Origin of the sequence: Bradyrhizobium sp. WSM3983, from assembly GCF_000473045.1 — a bacterium.
GTDB lineage: Bacteria > Pseudomonadota > Alphaproteobacteria > Rhizobiales > Xanthobacteraceae > Bradyrhizobium.
In genome coordinates, this window is sequence record NZ_AXAY01000009.1 from 152,228 (window position 1) to 175,807 (window position 23,580).

Annotated in this window: 24 protein-coding genes and 1 pseudogene; 20 read left to right on the forward strand and 5 right to left on the reverse strand. The window is 58.5% G+C overall.

The window, feature by feature from the left end; genetic code table 11:
* Positions 1-214: 214 nt before the first annotated feature.
* Genes YUA_RS0116735 through YUA_RS44140 form a run of 9 tightly spaced genes read left to right on the forward strand, consistent with a single transcriptional unit; the run spans position 215 to position 9,421 of the window.
* Positions 215-1,114, forward strand: a complete 900-nt coding sequence (locus tag YUA_RS0116735) for a polysaccharide deacetylase (protein ID WP_027531747.1) — start codon at positions 215-217, stop codon at positions 1,112-1,114.
* Complete coding sequence (locus YUA_RS0116740; RefSeq protein WP_245285185.1) at positions 1,111-2,562, forward strand: M20 family metallopeptidase; 1,452 nt, start codon at positions 1,111-1,113, stop codon at positions 2,560-2,562. Before YUA_RS0116735 ends, YUA_RS0116740 begins: the two co-directional genes overlap by 4 nt.
* The gene (locus tag YUA_RS0116745) at positions 2,562-3,656 is read left to right on the forward strand and encodes a PotD/PotF family extracellular solute-binding protein (RefSeq protein WP_027531749.1); all 1,095 of its coding nucleotides are present in this window, start codon (positions 2,562-2,564) and stop codon (positions 3,654-3,656) included. The genes YUA_RS0116740 and YUA_RS0116745 overlap by 1 nt, the downstream gene beginning before the upstream one ends.
* 7 nt (positions 3,657-3,663) lie before the next feature.
* Complete coding sequence (locus YUA_RS0116750; protein ID WP_035971169.1) at positions 3,664-4,746, forward strand: ABC transporter ATP-binding protein; 1,083 nt, start codon at positions 3,664-3,666, stop codon at positions 4,744-4,746.
* 60 nt (positions 4,747-4,806) lie between these two features.
* On the forward strand, positions 4,807-5,571 hold the full coding sequence (locus YUA_RS0116755; protein ID WP_027531751.1) for an SDR family NAD(P)-dependent oxidoreductase: 765 nt from the start codon (positions 4,807-4,809) through the stop codon (positions 5,569-5,571).
* Positions 5,572-5,582: 11 nt separating this feature from the next.
* Entirely contained in the window at positions 5,583-6,425 is an 843-nt protein-coding gene (locus YUA_RS0116760) for an ABC transporter permease (RefSeq protein ID WP_063627796.1), read from the forward strand.
* Positions 6,426-6,427: 2 nt separating this feature from the next.
* On the forward strand, positions 6,428-7,234 hold the full coding sequence (locus tag YUA_RS0116765) for an ABC transporter permease (RefSeq protein WP_027531753.1): 807 nt from the start codon (positions 6,428-6,430) through the stop codon (positions 7,232-7,234).
* Between the two features lie 40 nt (positions 7,235-7,274).
* On the forward strand, positions 7,275-8,252 hold the full coding sequence (locus YUA_RS46900; RefSeq protein WP_198029435.1) for a flavin reductase family protein: 978 nt from the start codon (positions 7,275-7,277) through the stop codon (positions 8,250-8,252).
* 8 nt (positions 8,253-8,260) lie between these two features.
* The gene (locus YUA_RS44140; protein WP_035971098.1) at positions 8,261-9,421 is read left to right on the forward strand and encodes an LLM class flavin-dependent oxidoreductase; all 1,161 of its coding nucleotides are present in this window, start codon (positions 8,261-8,263) and stop codon (positions 9,419-9,421) included.
* 53 nt (positions 9,422-9,474) lie between these two features.
* On the opposite strand, the gene YUA_RS52580 is transcribed toward YUA_RS44140, so the two are convergent.
* The 4 genes from YUA_RS52580 to YUA_RS0116790 all read right to left on the reverse strand — a co-directional run bounded on the left by YUA_RS52580 (position 9,475) and on the right by YUA_RS0116790 (position 12,208).
* Complete coding sequence (locus YUA_RS52580) at positions 9,475-9,678, reverse strand: hypothetical protein (protein ID WP_371259889.1); 204 nt, start codon at positions 9,676-9,678, stop codon at positions 9,475-9,477.
* Positions 9,675-10,511 carry a 5-methyltetrahydropteroyltriglutamate--homocysteine methyltransferase gene (locus YUA_RS44145; protein WP_371259890.1) on the reverse strand — a complete coding sequence of 279 codons (837 nt, stop codon included), beginning with the start codon at positions 10,509-10,511 and terminating at the stop codon, positions 9,675-9,677. The genes YUA_RS52580 and YUA_RS44145 overlap by 4 nt, the downstream gene beginning before the upstream one ends.
* A 39-nt stretch (positions 10,512-10,550) precedes the next feature.
* Positions 10,551-11,321, reverse strand: coding sequence for an SDR family NAD(P)-dependent oxidoreductase (locus YUA_RS0116785; protein ID WP_027531754.1), 771 nt, complete (start codon positions 11,319-11,321; stop codon positions 10,551-10,553).
* An 89-nt stretch (positions 11,322-11,410) separates the two neighbouring features.
* Positions 11,411-12,208: an IclR family transcriptional regulator gene (locus YUA_RS0116790; RefSeq protein WP_027531755.1), complete on the reverse strand. Its 798-nt coding sequence runs from the start codon at positions 12,206-12,208 to the stop codon at positions 11,411-11,413.
* A 180-nt stretch (positions 12,209-12,388) separates the two neighbouring features.
* Here YUA_RS0116790 and YUA_RS0116795 point away from each other — a divergent pair, with 180 nt between their 5' ends.
* The 7 genes from YUA_RS0116795 to YUA_RS0116830 all read left to right on the forward strand — a co-directional run bounded on the left by YUA_RS0116795 (position 12,389) and on the right by YUA_RS0116830 (position 19,136).
* The gene (locus YUA_RS0116795; protein WP_198029436.1) at positions 12,389-13,726 is read left to right on the forward strand and encodes an amidase; all 1,338 of its coding nucleotides are present in this window, start codon (positions 12,389-12,391) and stop codon (positions 13,724-13,726) included.
* Between the two features lie 286 nt (positions 13,727-14,012).
* A complete protein-coding gene (locus YUA_RS0116805; protein WP_027531757.1) occupies positions 14,013-15,209 on the forward strand; it encodes an ABC transporter substrate-binding protein in 1,197 nt (398 codons plus the stop codon).
* Between the two features lie 8 nt (positions 15,210-15,217).
* On the forward strand, positions 15,218-16,081 hold the full coding sequence (locus tag YUA_RS0116810) for a branched-chain amino acid ABC transporter permease (RefSeq protein WP_027531758.1): 864 nt from the start codon (positions 15,218-15,220) through the stop codon (positions 16,079-16,081).
* On the forward strand, positions 16,078-17,034 hold the full coding sequence (locus YUA_RS0116815) for a branched-chain amino acid ABC transporter permease (protein ID WP_084292642.1): 957 nt from the start codon (positions 16,078-16,080) through the stop codon (positions 17,032-17,034). Before YUA_RS0116810 ends, YUA_RS0116815 begins: the two co-directional genes overlap by 4 nt.
* Positions 17,035-17,787, forward strand: coding sequence for an ABC transporter ATP-binding protein (locus YUA_RS0116820; RefSeq protein WP_027531760.1), 753 nt, complete (start codon positions 17,035-17,037; stop codon positions 17,785-17,787).
* A complete protein-coding gene (locus tag YUA_RS0116825) occupies positions 17,784-18,485 on the forward strand; it encodes an ABC transporter ATP-binding protein (RefSeq protein WP_035971100.1) in 702 nt (233 codons plus the stop codon). The genes YUA_RS0116820 and YUA_RS0116825 overlap by 4 nt, the downstream gene beginning before the upstream one ends.
* Positions 18,486-18,509: 24 nt before the next feature.
* On the forward strand, positions 18,510-19,136 hold the full coding sequence (locus tag YUA_RS0116830; protein WP_156947144.1) for a hypothetical protein: 627 nt from the start codon (positions 18,510-18,512) through the stop codon (positions 19,134-19,136).
* A 121-nt stretch (positions 19,137-19,257) separates the two neighbouring features.
* Here the strand turns inward: YUA_RS0116830 and YUA_RS0116835 are convergent, their stop codons facing one another.
* Positions 19,258-19,701, reverse strand: coding sequence for an FAD-dependent oxidoreductase (locus tag YUA_RS0116835; protein ID WP_027531763.1), 444 nt, complete (start codon positions 19,699-19,701; stop codon positions 19,258-19,260).
* A gap of 33 nt (positions 19,702-19,734) precedes the next feature.
* Between YUA_RS0116835 and YUA_RS50015 the strand changes: the two are divergent.
* From YUA_RS50015 to YUA_RS44150, 4 genes and pseudogenes are all read left to right on the forward strand, one after another.
* Positions 19,735-19,914, forward strand: a pseudogene (locus YUA_RS50015) (FAD-dependent oxidoreductase); the annotation flags it as partial.
* Positions 19,915-20,274: 360 nt separating this feature from the next.
* Positions 20,275-21,228: a LysR family transcriptional regulator gene (locus YUA_RS0116840; protein ID WP_198029437.1), complete on the forward strand. Its 954-nt coding sequence runs from the start codon at positions 20,275-20,277 to the stop codon at positions 21,226-21,228.
* A 322-nt stretch (positions 21,229-21,550) separates the two neighbouring features.
* Entirely contained in the window at positions 21,551-22,639 is a 1,089-nt protein-coding gene (locus tag YUA_RS0116845) for an LLM class flavin-dependent oxidoreductase (RefSeq protein ID WP_027531765.1), read from the forward strand.
* Between the two features lie 224 nt (positions 22,640-22,863).
* Positions 22,864-23,544, forward strand: a complete 681-nt coding sequence (locus tag YUA_RS44150) for an isochorismatase family protein (RefSeq protein WP_035971176.1) — start codon at positions 22,864-22,866, stop codon at positions 23,542-23,544.
* The last annotated feature ends 36 nt before the right edge of the window (positions 23,545-23,580 follow it).

Sequence of the window (23,580 nt, forward strand, 5' to 3'; positions counted from 1 at the left end):
ACGTATGGTCGCGCGACCGAGTTCGAATGGTGATAGCGCTCGATCGGATCCCGTCCAATGGCGGTCGCGTCGAGTGCTCGCGTCGATCGCCCCCCATTTTTCTTGGTGCACCAGGCGTCAAAAGTTTCGCTTACCGCTGACAAAAGGATTTCGGATTGGATTCGCATTTCGCTAAACCTTAGCGTCGGGCATCTCAACGAACGGGAATGCCATCATGAGCGAGACCGCCCGCAGCTTGGAACCGTGGCAATGGCCGGAGAAGCACTGGCGAGGGCTCGTCTCCAGAGTTCGCGCAGGGCGCTCTCTCAAGCCGAAGCAATGGAAAGGCGGCGCGAAGTGTGCCATCGCTCTTTCGTTCGATTCCGATCATGACACGAGCGAACTACGCGAAGGCGGGAAGTCGATCGGCAGGCTGGCCTGGGGGCAGTACGGCAACCGCGTAGGAGTGCCCAGAATATTATCGCTCCTGGAGAAGTACGAGACACCTGCAAGCTTTTACGTGCCTGCCGTCACTGCCATGTTGTATCCGGACGAGCAGAAGCGCATCGTCGACGGCGGCCACGAGATCGGAATTCACGGCTGGATTCACGAGCTCAATTCAGTTCTGGCCATCAACGATGAGCGCGACCTGATGCTGCGTTCCATCGACACCATCGAATCCATTACGGGACAGCGTCCCTACGGCCTACGCAGCCCGTCCGCCGATTTCAGCGAAAACACTCTGCGTCTGCTGCAAGAAACTGGCCTCGAGTACGATTCGTCGCTCGGCGCAGACGACGATTGCTACGAGCTGCTGATAAACGGCGAGCCGTCCGGGATCGTAGAGGTGCCCTTCGAGTGGGTACGCGACGACGCGGTCTACTTCATGATGAACCGCTTCCAGGGCTTGCGGCCATACACGCCTCCGGCCGACGTTTTCGACATCTTCAAGCGTGAGCTGGATGCCGCATACAACGAAGGCGGTATCTTCAATCTGACCATGCATCCGCACATCATCACATATCGATCGCGCATCTGGATACTCGAGGAGATCATTCGATATGCCAGATCGCTGGGTGACGTTTGGTTCGCGTCGCACGGCGAAGTCGCGAGATGGGTACGCGACAACTCATGAAGATGAACCAGACAAATCATCTCGTTGGCCGAGCGCTGCCAACCAGGGAAGCCGCCATCGCTGCCGCCGAGGCGGCGTTGGATGGCGGGACGCTTTTCGAGGAGTTGTCCCGGGCGATAGCTTGCCGCACCGAAAGTCAGCGGGCGGATTCACGCGATGCACTTGTCTGGTATCTGACCGAGCTTGTCGTCCCGTACCTAGAGGCCCTGGGATTCGCCTGTCAGCTCATTGAGCACCGTGAAGCAAAAGGTCCTTTCCTGGTCGCGCGAAGGCAGGAGCATGAGTCGCTGCCCACCGTAATGTGCTATGGACATGGCGATGTAGTGGAAGGGTTGGACGGCTGGCTTGAGGGACTGACGCCCTGGAAGCTCACTGCTGCCGAGGGGCGCTGGTACGGCCGAGGCGTCGCTGACAACAAGGGCCAGCATTACTTGAACATGGCCGCGATGCGGGCGGTGCTGGAGACCCGAGGCTATCTTGGCTTCAATTCGGTGTTTCTGATCGAGACCGGCGAGGAGGTTGGATCGCCCGGCTTGCGTCACATGTGCGCCGAAAACAGAGATCTTCTACGCTCGGACATCCTCGTTGCCTCAGATGGCCCGCGCATCTCGGCCGATCGGCCGACCATGTATCTGGGCGCGAGAGGCGCCATCAGTTTCAAGCTTTCCATCGACGCGAGAAGCAGCACCTATCACTCCGGAAATTGGGGCGGATTGCTTAGCAATCCGGCGCTTCAGCTTGCTCACGGCCTGGGCTCGATCGCCTCCGCGACAGGTCAGATCCGAATCTCTGAGTGGCTTCCTCCCGAGATTCCGGCCGCCGTTCGCGCGGCGCTCCGCGAATGCGTCGTTTCGGACGATGTGCAGGGTCCGAAGATCGACCCTGGTTGGGGCGAGCCCGGTCTGAGCGCGGCAGAGAAGGTGTACGGTTGGACGTCTTTCGAGGTGCTGGCGTTCGAAGCCGGGCGTCCCGGGTCGCCGATGAACGCAGTCCCAGCCTCCGCCTTCGCGGTGTGCCAGCTCAGGTTCGTCGTAGGCGTGGATGAAGGCAGGATTCTTCCTGCGCTCCGGGAGCATCTCGATCGCTGCGGTCTGGGAATGATCCAGGTCTCGCAGACGGATGACGAGGTATTCCACGCGACGCGTCTCGATCCTAGCGACCCCTGGGTCGGCTGGGTCCGCGAGTCACTTGAGCGATCGATCGGAAAGTCGGTCGCTGTCCTTCCGAATGTCGGTGCCTCGCTTCCGAACGACATTTTCAGCGACCTGCTGAACATGCGGACGATCTGGATACCGCATTCCTATCCGGCCGCCGCAAACCACGGCATCAACGAACATGTGCCCATCTCGGTGATACGGGAAGGGCTGCGAGGAATGGCGGGATTGTACTGGGATCTCGGAGAAGGCACGGGCCTTCCTGCGACCGCGAGCAACGAGAGGAGGATCTGATGAAGGTTTCTGGACTGAATTCCACGTCTAAATCGATCAACAGGCGCACGATCCTCAAGGGGCTCGTTGCCTTGGGGGCGGCGGGAAGCGATCTCGCGACCTTCGCCGAGGCACTGGCGCAATCTTCCTCGGAAGATGTGGGCCAACTGACAGTCCTAATTCAGGGCGGCCCCGTAGCGGATACGATCAACAACGTCGCCCTTCCGATTTTCAAGAGCCAGTACCCCGGCGTCGCCATTCAGTTGGAGGTTTCCGCCAACGCCGCCGCATATCCGAAGATGCTTGCTCAGAGGAACAATCCTGTGATCAGCGGCGGAATGTTCAACGACCTATTCTCCGCGCGAGGGTCGATCGACAAGATGTGGGCAGCGATAAACCCGGACTTTATGACAAACGCGAAGCGGGTCCCTAAAGACCTCCTGCTGCCCGGAGGTGACGGTGTCACGTTCCAGCAGACCCCGTTCGGGATCATGTACAACCCCGATCGGGTCGAGCCGCCAACGACTTGGACGGATCTCTGGAATCCGAAGTACGAAGGACGCGTAGCGATGTGGGACGCGTATTTCGATGCCTATGCAATGGCGGCCGTCGCGACGGGCAAGTCCCCGTCCGTGGAAGATGGCGTCAAGGCATGGGAGCCCTATCGCAAGAACATCGGCGTGTGGTCCACGTCGCCCATCGCCGAAGAAGATATGGTTCATCGGGGTGAAGTGTGGCTCGCGCCTCATTGGGGGGCCTGGTGCGAGCAGGCGCGTCTTCAAGGAAAACGCGTCGCGTTCGCCTTTCCAAAGGAAGGAGCGACCCTGTGGTCCAATCAGTTGCAGTCCTGCGCGGGATTCTCGCCGAAGATCACGGAGCTCGTTCAGCGGTATCTCAATGTCTGGCTGTCTGACGAGTGTCAGACGGCCTGGCTGAAGAACGCTCTCATTTCGCCCGCGATCGGATCATTGGCAATTCCGCCTGAGCTTCAAGCCAATCCCGCGGTTCTCTCGGCCGCGGACGCCGGCAAGAGGCTCGTCAGGTTGGATGCGCGGCAGGTCGCCACAAAGTTTGCGGCGACGAAGGCACTCATCGAACGAACCCTAAAGTCGTAAGACGATGATGCTCGGACAAATCGCGATAGCCGCGCTCAGCGTTCACTCGGTTGCCAAAAGTTTGGGCGGCGCGAGAGTGGTCAAGGACGTTTCTCTCGCGATCAAGCCCGGGGAGTTCATCAGCTTGCTCGGTCCCAGCGGTTGCGGAAAAACGACCTTGCTCCGCATGATCGCGGGTCTAGAGATGCCGGATTCCGGAACCATTGCGCTGGGAGACAAGGACATCACCACCGTCCCCGTCTGGGAACGCAATATCGGAGTCGTCTTCCAGAACTACGCCTTGTTCCCGCACATGACGGTGGCCGAGAACATCGCTTTCGGGTTGCGGACGAGAAAGGTCTCCAAGACCGCGATTGAAGCGAAGGTCCGAGATGCGCTCAAGCTCGTTCGTCTCAACGATTTCGGCCCGCGATCTACGGACAAGTTGTCGGGAGGCCAAAAACAACGTGTCGCGTTAGCCCGGGCGTTGGTGACCGATCCCAAGTTGCTCCTGCTAGACGAGCCTCTGGGAGCGCTAGATCGTAAGCTGCGCGAGCAGATGCAAGTCGAACTGAAAATGCTTCAGCGTGAGATCGGTATCACTACTTTGATGGTGACGCACGACCAAGAAGAAGCGCTTACGCTTTCTGACAGAATCGCCGTAATGAGTGATGGGAAAATCCTGCAGGACGATAGCCCCAAGGAGATCTATGAGCGTCCCCGCGACGCATTCGTGGCCGATTTCATTGGAATGTCGAATCTTATGAAGGGTAGGGTCGCCGAGCTCGACGGGAAGAAGCGGCTTGCGGTTTCAGAGAAGGTGATCCTGGATCTGCCTTCCGAAGTGAACTCTGCAACGGACGTCTCGATATTTGTCAGACCAGAAAAGCTGTCGCTCGCTGAAGTCCCCGGTGCTGCAGGAAGTTCGCTTCCGGGAAGGATCGTCCATGTGTCCTATTCTGGCTCCGTAACTCATTGTTTCGTCGACGTTGGTCTTCAGGAGCCCCTGACCGTGCTGATAACGAACAAGTCGAACCATGAAGATGCAGGCCATCGGATCGGCGAGCCGATCTGGGTGCATTGGGACGCACGCAACATCGTAGTTCTTTGAAAATAGCTGCAGCCCTTCGAATTCAACCGCGTGCGGCTAGACGCCGTAAGAGAGCCATAGATGATCAAGCCCCCTTCCGAAAAACCCGTTGCCGTAGTCACCGGAGGAGCCAAAGGAATAGGTTTCGCGTGCACTGCGCGATTGATGGCCAGCGGCTTTCGTGTCGCGATCACCGATATCTCCGAGCCTGATCTGAAGAGCGCGACGGCTTCTTTGAGAGCCGAGCAAGGCGACCTAATCGCACTGACGGACGACGTTCGATCCTTTGACGGCGTACAGTCAAACGCAAAGCGGATTTTCGATGCCTGGGGGCGATTCGACGTCCTGGTCAATAGCGCCGGCGTATCTCAGCCGAAGGGACTGCTCAACATCACCGAGCAGGAGTGGGACCTGGTGATAGCAGTAAATCTCAAGGGGACATTCAACTGGTGCAAGGCTGTCGCGCCCCATATGGTCGGAGCCGAGGCCGGACGCATAATCAACATCTCTTCGGTGAACGCTCACACGGGTGGCACGCCATCAGCCGTGAGCAAATTCGCGTATGCCGCCTCCAAGGCCGGGATTTTGGGACTGACCCGTGGATTGGCCAAGGAGCTCGCGCCGGACGTCTCGGTAAATGCCGTATGTCCTGGTCTCATCGAGACCGCGCTAACTCTGAAGATGATCGGCGAACAGGGGAAGGAGATGATCGCTCGGGGAATCCCGTTGGGGCGCATCGGAACTCCGGATGACATCGCGGTTATCGTTCAGTTCATCGCGACGGTACAGCCCAACTACCTGACTGGTGAGATCATCGACGTCGATGGTGGCGCCTTCATCAATTGAGAATGCGGCGAATGACCACAGCAACCAAAGACACTCCACTTTCGGTCTTGTTGATCCCGGCATCGGTGATCGGCTGCCTCATGGTGCTGTCTGCCGTGTTGATGCTAGGCATCTCTGTTCTTGATAGCTTTCCCGGCTGGACTGGCCTTACACTTGAGCACTATCGCGACTTTTTCGAGAACAGATTTCTGCTGCAGGCAGGGCTACGGACAATCTCGCTTGCGACGGTGGTGACCCTGATTTGCCTGTTGTTAGGCTATCCGGTGGCCTGGTTCCTTGCGCTCGGCCGTTCGAAAATCGCGCATCTTGTGTTTCTAGCCGTTCTTACTCCGCTGATCGTCAGCATCGTAGTTCGGATGTTCGGGTGGACCATACTGCTCGGTAACGAAGGACTGCTCAACAAGGTTATGGTCGGATTGGGGATCGTCTCCGCGCCCGTGCAGATGATGCGTAGCTTTTGGACGGTCGCGATCGGTCTGATCCATATCTTTCTTCCGTTCATGATCCTGTCGCTCACCTCCACGCTCGGCCGGATCGACCCGTCACTCGCCGAAGCAGCGGCGACGCTGGGTTCGCGCCCCGTCCGATCCTTCCTTCAGATCATTCTTCCGCTATCCGCGCAGGGAATCGCCACGGGCAGCATCATCGTGTTCTGCCTGACCACGGGTGTGTATCTTACGCCCCTTTGGTTGGGCAGAGGCAACGTGACAGTCCTGGCTACGGCGATCCAGCAACAGATACTCGAAACCGGCGACTGGCCCACGGGAGCGGCATCCGCAATGCTACTCACGTTCTTCACGCTGCTCCTCGTGGCCGGATACAGCGTTCTTATTCGTCGATTGGGAAGGCGCTGATAATGGATTCCGCTCGCTCGCTTCCGTCCGTCTGGAGGATCCTCAATGCTTGGATCGTCGGGATCGTAGTCGTTTTCCTCTTGCTGCCGATCCTCATCGTCATCCCAAGTGCATTCAACACCGATCCGACCGTCACGTTTCCGATCCATGGCTTCACGTTCAAATGGTTCGCGAATGCGATTTTTCGCGCGGAATTCATCAGGTCGTTCTTTCTGAGCGCTGCCGTTTCGGTTGTCGCAACTCTTATCTCTCTCGCCGCCGGCGGGCTGGCCGCCTATGCGATTGTGCGCCGGTCGTTTCGCGGAAAAGCGATATTGGAGCTGGTGCTCCTGTCGCCACTGATCTTCCCTTCTATCGTGCTTGCGATCGCGTTGACGATGGTCTTAGGCTCGCTGGGCCTCTTGCGTACCTTTCCCGGATTGATCGTCGCACATACGATCGTGACGCTCCCCTATGCGGTGCGAGCGATGGTCGGCACCTTCCACAGCATAGACCCAGACCTGGAGGAGGCGGCAGCCGTTCTTGGAGCGCGCCGAGTGTTCGTTTGGCGTGAAGTACTTGTTCCCCTGCTGCGGCCAGGGCTTCTCGCGGCAGCAATCTTCAGCCTCATCATGTCTTTTGACGAGTTCGCCGTGTCATTTTTCGTTGTCGGTCCCGGTATGACCACGCTGCCGATCGAGCTCTTCAACTACACGGAGTTCTACGCGGATCCGACGATCTGCGCGGTATCGACCATCTTGATTTTTCTATCGGCTCTAGCGGTCTTCGCGATCGAGCGAACCGTGGGCTTGGCGAAACTGCTGAGCTGAACATGGGATCCTGGCTCATCGAAACCTCAAGGAGGGCAGAGTGACAAACTCAAATCAGCATGGCGCTCTGGAAAGCGGCGCTCCAAAGGGCAATTCGGACGCATTTCGGCGGGCGTTGGGACACTTCTCCACGGGCGTAACCATCATAACCGCCGAATCCGCGGGCGTGCGAGCGGGTATCACGGCCAACTCGTTCAATTCCGTCTCTCTCGATCCGCCTTTGGTGCTCTGGTCCGTCAAGAAGACGTCTACCAGTTGGCCCATCTTTTCGGCGGCAAAGTCGTTCGCGATCAACGTCCTCGCGTCTGACCAGGCCCAGTTGGCCTCCCAATTCGCGAAGTCAGGGACGGACAAATTCAAGGATGTTGATTGGAAGCCGGGCGCGACTGGCGCGCCGCTGTTGGCCGGGGTGACGGCCCAGTTCGAATGCACTCGCAGCGTGGAATACGAGGGCGGCGATCATCTCATCGTGGTCGGCGAGGTAAGCTACTTTGCTCGCTACGAGCGACGGCCGCTTGTGTTCACTCAAGGAAGGTTCAGCTTAGCGATCGACAACGTGGACGCGGCCCCGAGTAACGCAGGCCTGCGAGACGACCCGTATCCGACCTTTCTTACCATGTTTCGAAGAGCTTTTTTGCAAAGGGCGTCGGAGTTTCGCGAGGAGGCGCACTCGGTCGGCTTCACCATGAACGAGAGCCGCTTGATGTACCACCTTGAACTCAGTCCGGGGCTCAATCTCGAGGGGCTCGCACGCGTCTCGCTGCTAGATCTCGATGCTGCAACGGATGGAGTCGCATCCCTGGAACGGAAGGAATGGATTGGTCGCGGCGCCGGCGGTTCGTTGCAGCTAACCGTGCTTGGTCTTGAGCAAAATGCGAAACTTGGCCGCCTAGCGCACGGGGCCGAGGCCGAAAAACTGATGCGCTTCTCTGCAGCGGAAATCGGTAAGGCGCGGGAGATCATTGAAGCGTTCGGCGGCCGACTAGACAATGTGCCGGCTTATCGAGAGCCGCAATAGTGAATGAAATGCAGTTAGCGGAGTCGAAACAGATGACAAATCCTCTCAGGAACAGCAACAAATTCAAACTCGGCATATTCGGAACGAACGGGAAGGGAGGTGCGCAAACCAAGGTCCCTGAACTCTATCAGCCGACTTGGGCCAACTCCGTTCGAACCGCCCAAACGGCTGACGCCGCGGGCTTCGAGGCGATCGTAGCTTATGCGCGATGGAAGGCTTACATGCCGGGCAAGCCCGATCACACCAGCGGGATCGTCCTGGATCCGTTCACTTGGTGCGCCGGAATTGCGCAGGCGACCCGCTATTCGGCGATCATGCCGACTTCACATGCACCAACGATCCATCCGATAACGTGCGCAAAGCAATGCGCCACCATCGACATCATCTCGAACGGCCGCCTGGGGTTGAACGTGGTAGGCGGATGGAACAAGCATGAACTAGAGATGTTCGGCGCGCCGATGCGGGAGCATGACGATCGTTACGAGCAGCTCGAGGAGTGGCTGACCGTCATCAAGAAGATGTGGATGGAGACGGAGGAGTTCGACTACGAAGGCAAATTTTATCGCGTCTCGCGGGGAGCGTCGATGCCGAAGCCTGTGCAGAAGCCGCATCCACCGATCATGAATGCAGGCGGATCGCCACGCGGTATGAAGTTCGCCTGCCAGCACGCCGACATGTGTTTCGTCATCCTGCAGTCGGACGATCCGAACGAATGGAAGCGACAGATCGACATGTACAAAAGCACTGCGCGCTCCTTCGGGCGCGAGGTGCAGGTCTGGACCTATTGTCCGGTGGTTCAACGCGACACCCAGGAAGAGGCCGAGAATTATCTGAATTATTACGCAGTGGAAATGGAAGACGTCGAAAGCGTCGACGCATGGTCGGCCGGGGTCGGCGCCCAGTCGCAAATTGCTTCGCCGGAAAAGATGAAGGAGTTGCGGCGACGGATTGCGGCCGGTGCCGGAGGCAACATTCTGGTGGGTACCGCCGAAACGATCACGCAGAAGATGAATGGACTTTCCGACGCCGGCCTGGATGGGGTGCTATGCTCGTTCGTCGATTTCGACGATGGACTCCATCGTTTCATCTCGCAGGCGCTGCCCCTTCTGGAGCAACGAGGCCTCCGCGCGCCGTTCAAACGCACCGTCGACCGCGAAGCAGCGGCGTAAACAACACAAGGAGGCGGCCGGCCATTGCGTATGGTCGGCCGCCGAAGGGGCCTTTACGCTGCCATCTCTTTACGGAGCAGGGCAGCTCCTTCGACCATGGCTCGCATCTTTGCATCGGCGACCTCTCTTGAGAGATACTTCATGCCGCAGTCCGGGGCCACGACAATGCTTTCCGCCGAAACATACGGCAACGCACGCCGGATACGCGAAGCCACTTCCTCCGGAGTCTCGATCTTGTCGGTGGAGAGGTCGATCACGCCCAGCAGGATCTTCCTTGCAACTCCTTCAGAACCGAACAATCCAGCGAAGACTGTGCCGTCTCCAAAGAGATCTGCTTGCAAGTGCAGCCTTTCAGTTGGGGTAGAAAAGAGTAGCCACTCGGTCGGGAATGGATAATCGCGGCGTATCCGAAGCAGATGTGGACGGCAGTCGTTCCAGCGACGCCGTCGAGAGCCCTATTCAGCGCGGCGAGACCATACTTTTCCGCCTCTGCAGGTCGAGCCTGCATATAGGGTTCGTCGATCTGGACGATGTCGGCGCCAGCCGCGAAAAGATCTCTTATCTCTTCGTTCACGGCTGCCGCATAGTCCATGGCGGCTTCTTCAGGCGTCGGATAGTAGTCGTTTTGCGCTTGCTGCAGCATCGTAAAGGGCCCCGGCACGGTAATCTTCACCTGCCGAGCGGTGTGGCGTTTGAGGAACTTCAAATCCTCCACCTCCACTTGGGCTATTCGGCGTATCCGGCCTACGATGCGGGGAACCGGATTTGCGTGTCCAGAGCGGTCGAGCGCAGTGCCCGGATCGTCCAAATCGATTCCTTCCAGAGCCGTAGCAAATCGGTTCGAATAACTCTCCCTCCGAATTTCTCCGTCGGTGATGATGTCAAGCCCGGCCGCCTCCTGGGCCCTGATCGCCAAGAGCGTCGCATCGTCCTGAGCCTGGCTCAAAAAAGGGCTCGAGATCCTCCACAACTCCCTGGCACGAACGCGCGGCGGAAAACGCGCGCCCAGCTTTTCGCGGTCGATGAGCCAGTCCGGCTGAGGATAGCCTCCGACGAGAGTCGTGGGAAAGAGCACATTGCTATCATTCATTTGCGGCTCCATGGATTTCTTGGACAGGCAGTTGTTTCGTCACAGGTAGGCCCCGTCGACAGGAAGAGCGACGCCGGATATGTAGCCGGCCGCCTCCGACACCAGGAAGTCCACCGCGGCGGCCACGTCGTCGGACGTCCCGGCGCGTCCGGAGGGATAACCTTCCAACATGCGAGCTTGCTCGTGATCCGGCAGTGCGTCGAAGCGCCCTCTGACGCGCGTGCCCGGTTGCCCGAGGATCAGTCCGGGCACGATGCAGTTCACTGTGATGCCGTCCTTGCCGACGTCCTTGGCGAATTGTGAGGTGAATCCGATCAGGGCGGCCTTCGCGGTCGCATAGGCTAGACGCCCCGGCACCGTGGTGGGGGGTCCTTTTTCCCCGAACGCCAGAATGGACGAGAAGTTGACGATGCGTCCGAAGCCTCGCTCCCTCATCCCAGGCGCCACGGCTTGCGAGAACAGGAAAGTACTGGTCACATTGAGAGCTATGACATGATTCCAAAGCTCTAGATCGATGTCTTCGATCCCGAGCGTGCGTTTGGGGCCTCCACCGCCAGCGATGTTGATGAGCGTGTCGACCATCCCGAAACAGGTGAGCGCTTTGTCGACCGCGCCCTTCACCTCATGAGGGTTCGTTACGTCCGCAACGAAGGAATGGACGGCTGCTTTTGCGGTCGCGGCAACGACTTCCTTCAGGGCCTCTTCATCTCGATCCACGAGGAGAATGTTGAAGCCAGATGCAACCAGTTTTTGAAGGGTGGCTCGGCCGATTGCACCAGCGGCCCCCGTTACGATGGCAGAACGCTCCATTTTTTCCTCGCGTGTAGTCTAGCGAGAGCGAAGCTTTTCACGAATTGCACCGATCGTCAATTTATGATGCGACTGTATCGCATTGCAATTCAAGCCGACGAAATGGCGCGAGCTGCGTGGACTGCGAGGGGAGCGAACCGTTTTTCGAAATCGGCCGGTGTCCATTCGGCTAGGGAGCCTGCGACATGAACCGCCCCGACGGGCTCGCCGGTGTCATCCAAGATGGCGACGCCGCACGCGATTTCGCCGACCATCATTTCTTCGACGACGACGGCGTAGCCTGCCTCCCGGGCTTCGTGAACGCGTGTAAGGATATGCTCTTTGGCAATGGTGGTCTTCGGCGTCGCCTTGACGAGTTCGGAGCGGTTGAGGATGTCCTTTACCTGCTCCAACGGGAGTCTCGACAACACGGCTCGACCTCCCGATGTGCAAAAGGTCGGAACGCTTCTCCCGCTGAGATATCCGTAGAGACTGTCGCGTTTGCTCTGAAGGCGGACGAGATACAACATGGCAGTATCGTCGAACAGGCTGAGATCAATTCGCTCCTGGGCATCGCGCCTCAGCTCAGCCAGAATGGGGAGCGAGTGTGTGACGAGCGGATGTCCACGCAGATAGTCGAACGATCTCTGCAGCATCCGACGTCCCGGCCGATGGCCAAGGCTTGTCCGCTCCAAGTATCCCAGCTTCACCATGGTATGGACCAGCCTTTGGGTGGCACTCTTGTCGAGATCCGCAGCTTCGGCCAATTCCGATAAGGATAGAGCATTGGTGGAGTCCGCAAACCCTTCGAGTATTCTAAAAGCCTTGCCGACCGACTTTACGTAAAGCTTGTCCTCGCGATCATCCGATCGGATCGTCTGCTTTCGTCCGGCCGTACGCTTGGCCATTCTCTCAGTCTCCCTGTTTTTTGAACCCAGTTTGCGCCAGCGTTGACGTCGTCCGCATGGCGCGACATGATACGATCCGATCGTATCGTATTGCAATACGAGTGAAGGAACTCAAGGGGTCGTCCATTGTGCGCGCAATATAGTCCGGCCGAATTTCGGCCACTCACCTTCCACGATGCAGTGCCTGCATTCAAGGAGGGACGAAGCAACCCACGAAAATACCTGGAGAAATGTCTGGAAGTAATTGAGGCGCGAGAGCCCGTCGTGCGTGCCTGGGTCGAGATCAACACTCAGGAAGCGAGATTGGCGGCGGATGCGTCGACAAAAAGGTACGAACAAGGCCGGGCGCTCTCAGCGATCGACGGTATGCCTATCGGAATCAAAGATCTTTTGATGACCAAGGACATGCCCACCCGCATGGGCTCTCCCCTTTACGAAAATAATTTTCCGAAGCAGGACTCGGCCTGCGTTCAAGCCCTCAGAGCGGCCGGGGCGGTCGTGCTGGGAAAGACAGTCACCACCGAGCTCGGCATGTCCCACCCTGGGCCGACCACGAACCCGTTCAGTCCCGAGCATACCCCTGGGGGATCTTCGAGCGGATCCGCGGCTGTGATTGGCGCTTGCATGGTTCCCGCCGCAATCGGAACGCAGGTCGTTGGATCCGTGATCCGCCCGGCCAGCTTCTGTGCCAATTACGCGCTTAAGCCTACGATGGGCGCCCTGAATCGTGGTGAGCGCCAAGGATTCAGCCAGAGTCACATCGGCGTCCATGCCGGCTCTCTTACGGACATGTGGCGAGTAGCTACCGAGATCGCAAAGCGCTCGGGTGGCGATCCGGGATATCCTGGGCTGTTCGGCGGACCGGAGCTCCACGCCGCCGTGCGTCCGGCCCGGCTTGTCGTGATGGAGGCGCAAGGGTGGTCCGAACTCGACGCCGATACGAGAAGCGCCTTCGAGGAGCTCTTGTCCGATCTTAGCGGGGCCGGCGTCGAAATTATTCGTCGTTCCAGCCACTCTATGGTGGAACTGTTCGAACGAGCCATCGGTGAGAGCCTGGAAATAACACGGGACGTGTGTGCTTACGAGATGCGCTGGTCTCTCGAGAATTTGGTGCAGCAGTTCGGCGGCGGCCTAAGCGACAGCCTTACGTCGCGCCTCGACATCGCGCGACAAATGACTATCGACGACTATCGGCTGGTGCTTTCGAGGCGCGAGGCGGCGAGAACCGCGCATGCGCTGATCGCTCACATTGCCGATGCCATCATCTCGCCGGCCTCGATCGGTCCCGCGCCGCGACTGGATAACAAGGGCGTGGATTCAGGCGTGGTGCATACGACCGGGCTTCCAAACTATAACGCCGTGACCTCGCTGCTCGGAGCACCGACGATTACGATCCCGCTGCTTGCTGTGGGCGGGCTTCCCGTGGGTATCCAGGTGGTCGGGCAGCAGCACACGGACGATCGTGTGGCGGGTATCTCCCGCTGGATCGCGGAAACAATCCCCGCGCGCTCCATTTGACTTCTTAGGGACGCGCGCATGGCGTGCGTCCCTTCCTCTGCGCAAGGGCGCCCCTGGCGCGCCGGGTTGCTTAGCTGCTCGCGATTTAGCGGTTTGTTGGCTATTCGCTCAGCACGCGCAGAGCATGGGAACTGCGGCAAAACCCCGGGCGATCCGCATAGCGTGAACCTTTTGTGTTGCAAGCCTCGTCGCGCTACGCTTTAATAAAAAAATTCGGTCGTATCGCATTGCAATTCGAACGACGTAACCGTCGCGTTCATCATCTTGAGCATCCAATGGAGGACCAATGCGTACTCGTAGAGAGATCCTTGCCGCCGCCGCGGTCGGAGTTGCGGCACCGGCACTGCTTCGGCAGGCTTGGGCACAGCAAGACGCGATCGAAGTCGGCAGCCTCGTGTCTCTCTCAGGTACTTTCGCCAATATCGGCGAACAGGTCGACATCGGCAGCAAGGTAGCCTTCGAGTACTACAAAACCGCCGCCGGGAAACCGCTTAGATACGTGCAGTTGGACGATCAGGGGGACCCGGGGCGAGCAGTCAGGCTAACGCAGGACGCGATGCGCGATCGCGGAATCCGCTTCTTCATGAACTGCACGAACAGCGCTATCGCTTTGGCAGTCGCGAAAGAGGCTGCAAGCGGCGGAGGCGTCTATATCAACCAGGCCGGTGCCGACGAGATGACCGGTTCGCTCTGCAACAAGAATACGTTCCGGTGGCCCGTTGCGACCTATAGCGCGGTAAACACCACCGTGCGCCCCTTCATGAAGCAATTTCCGGATGCCAAGAAGTGGTACACGATTACGGGCCAGTACGTCTTCGGCGATAGCCTTCTGAAGAATTTGAAGGATGTGCTGGGCGAAGTCGGCGGGCAACACATCGGCAACAGCTATCATTCTCTCAGCGATCGCGAGTACAGCGGCTTCATCACGGCCGCTATCGCCGCGCAGCCGGACGTTCTATGCATCTGCAATTTCGGCAGCCAAACCATCGACGTGTTGCGGCAAGCAGTCAGCTTCGGAATGAAGCGCAACACGAAGATCCTCGTCGTTTGGTCAACCGGACTCGATCAATTCCAGTCCCTGGGTCCGGACATCTGCGAAGGCGTGTATTTCGGCGCGAATTACTGGCACGGGGTGGATGCGCCCGGCAATCGGTTGCTCACGGGCGTCATCAAGGCAAAGCTCAAAGTAACTCCGAGCTATCTGCTGACGGCCGGATGGGCCTGCACGCAGGCAACGGTCGAAGCGTTGAACAAAGCGGGCACGACCGACGTGCCTGCCGTCATCAAGGCCTTCGAAGGCCTAAGCTACGAAGGTCCGACCGGACTGGAGAAGGTTCGGGCCGAAGATCATCAGGTCCTCAAGGACTATTATCTGTTGCTGGGGAAACCGAAAGCCAGGATGCGAGACAAGGACGACTACGTCGACGTCGTTTCGGCAGAAAAGGCGTTTCTCTCGCCCGACAAGACAGGCTGCAAGCTGTAACCGGTCGTATGTCCGCTCAAGTCCTCCTATTTGGTGCGCTCAACGGCATCGGCATCGGGATGATCTACTTCATCCTTTCTGTCGGATTGACCATGATCTTCGGCCTCATGCAGTTCGTTAATTTCGCTCATGGCGCCTTCTACATGGTCTCTGCCTACGCAGCGTTCGCCATCGCGCAGTGGACCGGAAGCGTTCTTCCGGCCTTCCTTATCAGTCCGCTTCTGGCAGCTGCGTTCGCGCTCGTCTCCGAACGCGTGCTGCTGCAGCGGACCTACAGCTTGCCGCACGAAGCGCAGATCCTGATTACGTTCGCTCTCGCGATCCTCGCGCAGGAGTCGGTGACCATGATCTTCGGAACCTCGGGAAAGAACGTGCCGGTCCCCGACCTGTTCAGCGGCGTGGTCGTCTTGGGAGGCTTCGTCTATCCTTCATATCGACTATTCGTAGTCGCGGTAGCTGCAGCGGTCGCGGTTCTGATGTGGATCGCCATCGAGCGCACGCGGTTCGGAGCCATGGTGCGAGCCGCGGCGGAGAACGCCGAGATGGTGGGACTGCTGGGTTTCGATTCACGAAAGGTCTTTATGGCGGCCTTCGCGTTCGGCGGCGGGCTTGCGGGTCTGGCGGGAGCTCTAGCGGCGCCCTTGCGCGGCGTCGAGCCTCTCATGGGTCGGGAGGCCCTGGCGATCGCATTTGTCGTGGTCATTCTCGGCGGGCTCGGCAGTTTCAGCGGCGCTCTCTTGGCGGCACTGCTGATCGGCATCACTCAATCCTTGATGAGCATGATCTGGCCAGGAGGCGCTCATCTCATGATCTACGGAGTGATGACGCTGATTTTGGCTTTTCGGCCAACCGGCCTTATGGGGCGGTCATGATGCCGAACGAGGCGCTTCGCTTCCCTAACGGCACCACGATTGCGATCGCCGCAATTCTAGTGACAATGCCGTGGATTCTACCCTCGCTAACTTTAGCGTGCGAAATCGTGGTGGTGTCCACCGGCGCCTTGAGCTGCACCTTGCTGCTCGGTTCGGTTGGTCTGCTTTCGTTTGGTCAGGGTCTGTATTTTGGCTTGGGCGCTTACGTCTGCGCTACTCTCATCCGCGACTTCGGAATGACCGCCCTGCCGGCCACGATCACAGCGGTGGTCGCCGGTGGGTTGCTGGCGGCTATCGCGGGTCTTCTGATCGTGCGCCGCCAGGGCGTGTATTTCGTCATGCTGACATTGGCGTTCGCGCAAATGGGGTTCTTTCTTGCATTGGCGTTTCCGAAGCTGACGGGAGGCGAAAATGGATTTGGGAACGTGCCTCGCACAACTGTCGCCTTCGGACAGCTGCCGCTGTCCCATCCGATAGTGCTTTACGCATTACTCGCGCTGCTATGCTTCGTAGCGTTCGCGCTTGTTCAAAGAATAATTGCATCGCCGTTCGGAACCGTCCTGAATTCGATCCGCCAAAACGAGAGTCGTTCCGAGGCCTTGGGATACGACGTGCGGCGCTTCAAATTGGCCGCCGTGACGATCGCCGGCGGGCTCGCCGCGTTGGCCGGCGCAATGAACACCCTAATGCTTAGTTTCGTGCCTCTAAGTGCCGTCGACGTCGAAACGAGCGAACGCCTGTTGATCGCCGCGCTGATCGGAGGGGTCGGATCTCCTTTGGGGGCCCTGGTCGGCGCATCGGTTCTGAGCGCCATGTCCGATTTCCTTTCACCGATCTGGCCGAGATGGTCGACTATCGTCGCCGTGCTTTTGATTGTGACGGTGCTGTTCCTGCGCGATGGCCTTTTGGGCCTGGGAAGACTGCTGGGCGGCGCCGTTCGAAGCGAGCGCTGAATGGCTGAAGTTCTTCTTTCGGCAAAAGGCCTAGGTGTTCGATTTGGCTCCTTCCAAGCCATCGAAGATCTCGACCTGTCGATAATGCAAGGCGCGCTGCATTCCGTGATCGGCCCTAATGGAGCGGGAAAGACCACCCTATTCAACGCCTTGAGCGGAGCGCGGACTCCCACGCAGGGCGAAATCAAGTTTCGCGAGATCGGGATCACGAACGTTCCTGCGCATCGCCGCGTCCATTTAGGACTTTCAAGGTCGTTTCAGCTCACCAACATTTTTCGCGATCTCTCCGTGGCCGAGAACATCTGCTTGGCACTCCAAGCTGTGGCCGGCCGCGAAGCATGGGCGTTCTGGCGCAGCCGCGATCCTTCCAAAGTCTCGCGTGAGCGCGCCGCAAAACTGGCCCATACTGTCGGGCTGTCGGCGCGCTTTGAGGCGAGGGCAGGGGACCTGTCCCATGGAGCGCAACGAGCACTGGAAATCGCAATGGCTCTGGCTTCCGATCCTAAGCTGTTGTTCCTGGACGAACCTCTAGCGGGAATGGGATTGGACGACGTGCACCGGACAAAGCTTCTCATCAAGAGTCTCACTCCCGAGCGCACGGTAGTTCTGATCGAACACAATATGAGCGTGGTGCTGGATATTTCGGACAGGATCACCGTGCTGGCACAGGGTAAGAAGATCGCCGAGGGCTCCCCGCAGCAGATCCGAACGAATGTCGACGTCAAAAACGCCTATCTTGGATCAGCGGCATGACCGGGCTTGTCGTTCGTGATCTCCATGCATGGTATGACAAGAGCCACGTTCTGCAGGGAGTGGATGTAGAGGTCCCCACGGGTCAAACCGTAGCTATTCTTGGCCGCAACGGCGCCGGGAAGACGACAACCCTGAGATCGATCATGGGGCTCGTTCGCGCACAAGGGACGGTCACTTTTGAAGGCCAGTCACTGTCGGGACTTCCCACCCACGAAATCGCTGGCCGCGGCATCGCACTCGTGCCCGAAAATAGAGCGATCTTCACCACGCTCGACGTTCGCGAAAACCTGACAATCGCTTACCGCAAGGGCTCACCATGGACGCCCGATGCGGCTGCCGAACTATTTCCTTCACTCCGAAAACGATGGAAATCGGCCGCCGGCCGGCTTTCCGGAGGTGAGCAGCAGATGCTGGCGATCGCTCGCGCTCTGATGACCAATCCACGCCTATTGTTATTAGATGAGCCGACCGAGGGGCTTGCGCCTGTGATCGTTGATCATCTCGTTGAGCTTATGCTTTCTCTGAAGTCAAGAGGGCTGACCATCCTTCTGGTCGAGCAGAGCATCCAGGTGTGCCGCGCGGTCGCCGATACACATGCGATTCTGGACGAAGGATGCGTGGTTTGGACTGGAACAACCGCCAGTTTGTCGTCTTCGGCAGATGTCTTAGCGAGGCATCTCACCTTGGAAAATGCGTAGCCTATCGGAATTGTCGAGAGTCGAATGGCGCGGCACATCTTATTGAAGGCAAAAGCTCATCAGCATTTCTTTCGACCAGAGTGTGCCGACGAGATTTCGATCGCAAGTAGTCGATTTCGAGCGTTGGCGCGACAAGGTTATCTGGCCGTCGTCAAGGAAGAAGGTGGGCTTGCGATCAGCGGAGAGTTCAATCCTGCCGCGGAGGAAACGATCTTCATTCGCACTGGACGAAATCACGGGTCGCCGACTGCCGCGCTGACTTCGGCCCTGGCGACCCTGCATGAGCGGATTGGTAACGCGCTGGCGGCAAGTGGTTCGGTCATCGACCCGAGGGTTCTGCTGGAAAACTGGCTTGCGGCCGATCAGCGGCTCCAGTTCGAAGCTACGAGGACGTTCACCGCGGTCGGCGCGCGCACCGGGGCGCGATTTCGCATTTCGTCGGGACCTCCACCGACCGTGATAAGGCTCGATCAAGCCGGCGGCCCGGAAGACCGTTCGTTCGCCCTTCCTGATGCAAAAGCGTCTCCGGAAATCAACATGCTGATATGGAAAGTCGTTTTGGAGTTGGACCAGCAAAGCCTCCTTGACGAAATCGATGCCTCGGCAAGCTCCGCCGTGGAATGCATCCCAGTACTCTTCCCGCCTGGATAGACCGAGCCTCTACGATATTCCCATACCATTTGAAAAGCAGAAAATGACGAGTTCAATCGAGCACTACATTAGTGGCCGTCGCGTCCCCGGGAATGGCACGAGGACGTCGGGCGTTTGCGATCTAGCGACCGGACGGCAAACGGCCTTGGGTCTTTTTGACTACACTGCCAAGCTCCCCTGCAGGGGATCCCCACGCTACCATGAAACTCGCTCCAGTGGGCTGGATGTCGAAGACATCTGCCTCATGTACGAAGGTCGCTCCGCGTCTCTTGCAGGCTTCCGCGAGACCGCGGGTGAACTTGTGAATGTCGCCCGTTGCATCAGACTCGGTGAAGAAGCCCCCATAATACTGCCCATGGAGCGCAGGCTCGATCTTTCTGAGTTCTTCCGGAGTGACAGCACGGCGATCAAGTCCGCCTAGACGAAGCAGGGTATTGACCCGTTCTGCCGACTCGAAGCTCGCCCGGTCGTCGTAGATGTGTAGAATTCCCCTTTCCTCGAGATCGAAGGCGATCTTCTCTCGCTCAGCTATTGTGAAAAGATGGCGGCGGGCCTCGATGGCCATACGTGTCGTCTCGACAGTGTTTCGCCCGTAGTGTCTTATGTTCCAGAGACGGGCCTTCGGCCAATGATGCCGAACATGATGCCCATCGTGCGTCGGGGACGAAAAGCCGGTGTCTTCTACAACACTGGGCACGGGCACCTAGGTTGGACGCTCTCAGCCCTCACGGCCGAGATCGTCGCCGGCCTCGTGGCAATGGAGAATTCCCGCCCTTAGTCGGCTGAGGACAGGCGCAAATTGTTGCCTTACGGCAGGGACAGCCGACGCGCCCGGCAACATCAGCTGCTGCGCTAGAGACCGCCTCGTAAAATCTATCCGTGCGCGGGGACGACCCGGAAGAGAGCACGAAGGGTTTGACTATGTCTCCTCGACACGAAACACTACCCTCAGGGCCGTATCGCATAGCGATGCGGCTCTCCTATCCGGAAGTTGGCCAATTGCGGGAAGTTTCTCGATACAATGAGCCTCTGCATGCCACGCGCTGATCGCAATGGGCGAGCAGACATCGGTGCTCTGGCATAGAACTTGCGTCACTTGCTCCGCTTACAGGTCTGCCGTCGTTCGGGGGTGACAAGCGTGTTGGTTCAGAAGCGGCAATCCGTCACCCCGAATTATCTTCGGCGTCTTGAGGCCGCAGACATCGGATCCCTGCGAATATTCTGCGCGGTCGTCGAAACGAGCAGTTTCTCCGCGGCGGCGCGCCTGCTCAATCTGGCGCCTTCAACGATTAGCAAACACGTCGACGCCTTGGAACACGCGCTTGAGCGGCCGCTGATACAGCGAACGACAAGACAACTCAGCATTACGGAGGCCGGCAGGGTCTTTTTCGACCAATGCCAAGTGGCGCTTAGCGCGCTTAGCGCAGCTGTCGACTACAAGAACGGCGAAGCGTCCCACAACGTGACCGGAAAACTTCGAGTTACCGCTCCACCCGCTCTTTCGCAAACCATTCTGGCGCCGCGGCTCTCAGAGTTCGTGCGCCTCAATCCCGGCATAACGCTCGACTATTGCGTGACCGCAGCGTCTGCTGATCTGATTGCCGAACAGATCGACATCGCGATACGGATAGATGACCAGCCCTGCACAAAATATCCGTCGATCTATCTCGGAGAGGAGCGTCGCGTCTTTTGTGCGTCGCCGTCTTTCATCGACCAAAACGGCTGCCCGGATGCACCCGAGGATTTGAAAGGCTTCAACTGTCTTGTCAATGTCTATACCGCGCATCAGCATGCCTGGCCTGTCCGCATACAAGGCCGCGACACGGCCGTCGATATCAACGGAACGTTCGCCTGCAATAGCGGAGATATACTCAGACGGCTATGTCTGGACGGTGTAGGGATCGGTCTGTTCTCGCTGTCTCACGTGCGGCAAGACATCCTTCGCGGCCACCTCGTCGAAATTCTCAGCGATTACCAGATGCCCACCCGAAGCATATTCGCCCTGGTACCCCATAAGAAATATCTCAGTGAATGCGCCAAGGCATTCCTCGACTTCGTGCAGCGCGCGATCGCGCTCAGTAGCGCATCTTGAAATAGCATCGGCCTCGTGCCGCCTTTCGCATATTGGAAAGAGTGACTTTCTAACCTGGCCATTGCGAACATCCGGGTGGCCCGCCACGCTCCCCTCTGCGGTCTTCACAGGCATCTAGAGCGGCAGACAAGAAGCAGAACGACCTATCCATTGTGCCAGCGGGTTCTTTTTGGGACGGACTGCGGCACTGGTTCGCGGGCCATCTCAATCGAGCTGCTGTCGTCCCTGCGAAGTCGTGGCCCGCTCCGGCCGTCGCCCATTCATGCGGCGGTGAAACGAACAAAATGACACGCTTAGCCGCGCGTCGATGCAGGAGAATTCGATGCAATTCGGAATTTTTCTTCCCAACGGAAGCAACGGCTACATCCTTTCAAAGGCGAGCCCAATCTACATTCCGACCTACGAGCATCTCCTGCAGATTACTCAGGAGTCCGAGCGGTACGGCCTCGACTTCGTGATTTCCATGATCAAGTTCCGCGGTTTCGGCGGTCCGACAGGGTTTTGGGACGCCTGCCTCGAGTCGTTTACGTTGAGCGCCGCGCTCGCCGCATCGACCCAGCGCATCCGCATTTTCGCGAGCGCCGGAATTCCGAGTCTCCATCCGGCGATCACAGCGCGCATGATATCGACCTTGGACAGCGTAAGCGGCGGTCGGTGCGGGTTGAACATCGTCACCGGATGGAACCGCCCGGAGTACGATCAGATGGGCCTTTGGCCGTCAGATACGTATCACGACGATCGGTACGACTACGCCTCGGAATACTTCGAGATCGTGAAAGAGTTGTGGGAGCGCGGGAGAGTGACCCGCAAGACATCTCGTTTCACGCTGGACGATTGCACTTGCTACCCCATACCCAAGAATCGCATCCAGGTCGTGAGTGCAGGGCAGTCGCCCAAAGGAGCCGACTTCACCGCCCGATACGCGGACTACAATTTCGTGTTCGCGCCCAAGGAGCGCCTCAGATCCCTTACCGCAGCGCTCAAAGCGCAGGCGGCCAAGCACAATAGAGATGTCGGGACATTGGCCTGCTTCACTCTGATCTCCGCCGAGACGGACGCGGCGGCCGAGGCCATGACCCAAAAGATCATCGATGAGGCCGATCTGACGGCAATCGGAAATATGGTCTCGAGCGCGACGATGGACACCAACAAGGGCGGCTCGAGCGAGAATCTGAGAGCGGCGCTGTCGCAGTCGGCGGCAGACGGCAACATGGCCTATATGAGTATTCCCGTGATCGCCGGCTCATATGAAACCTGCGCGAGGAAGATCGACGCGATAGCTGCCGAGTCGGGAATTTCGGGCATGCTCTGGTCCTTCCCAGACTTTGTTCAAGGGGTCCGATCGTTCGGAAACGAGATCATGCCACGCCTCGCCTGCATGAAGGATAAGAAGCAGCGCGAACCGGCGTGAGCATACGAGGGCGCTCACGATCAAGGCGAACATAGCAGATGATTGCTCATTCGGCAGTCGAGCGCGCGAGTTCATCGCGGGTATCGCGCGGAAGTGCGTGCACTTAGCAGTGCGCTTGTCTTTCGAAGATCGGAAAGAGTGAGTTTCTTAGGTGGCGATTGCCATGCGTGCGGGCGTCGCCCATCGTCGCCAAGTTGATGTACCGGTACTGCGGAAGGGGAGTCATGAGCGTCGTTAGGCAGGCACACGAACTCGAAGATTATCGAGCGCGCGGGTTCGCGAATAAAATGGGCTTCGGAAAGAAGCCTGCCTTGGTCGTTATCGATCTCACGAACGGTTTTACCGATCCCAGACTACCGCTCGGTGCGCCGGCGGAAGAGACGATCAGCCAAGTAAATATTCTGGTTGATGCGGCCCACGAAGCCGACGTCCCCGTGTTCTTCTCGACCATAAGCTACGATGGGCCGGGAATGAGCGATGCCGGGGTGTGGCTCCTCAAGATGCAAGGCTTGGCGACATTACGAGCCAAGACGGCGGCTGTAGAGATCGATCAACGCTTGCATCGGGCGAACTACGACACCGTCCTGGAGAAGCGATACGCCAGCTGCTTTTTCGGAACGGAATTCGCCTCTCGATTATGGAGCCAAGGCGTCGATACTCTGATCATCGCAGGATGTACGACAAGCGGATGTGTCCGCGCGACAGCCGTCGATGCATGTCAGAGTGGCCTTCGAACAATCGTCGTACGCGACGCCGTAAGCGACCGATCCAAGTCGGCGCACAATCAAAGTTTGATCGACATCGAAGCCAAGTACGGCGATATCGTGACCGTGAGAGACGTGATCGCACATTTATGTGAAAGACAAGGATCCCAGCGTGCGACCGAACCCCAGGTTGCGAAATGAGCAAGATCTCGAATCGAGTCCAGCCCGGCACAACGG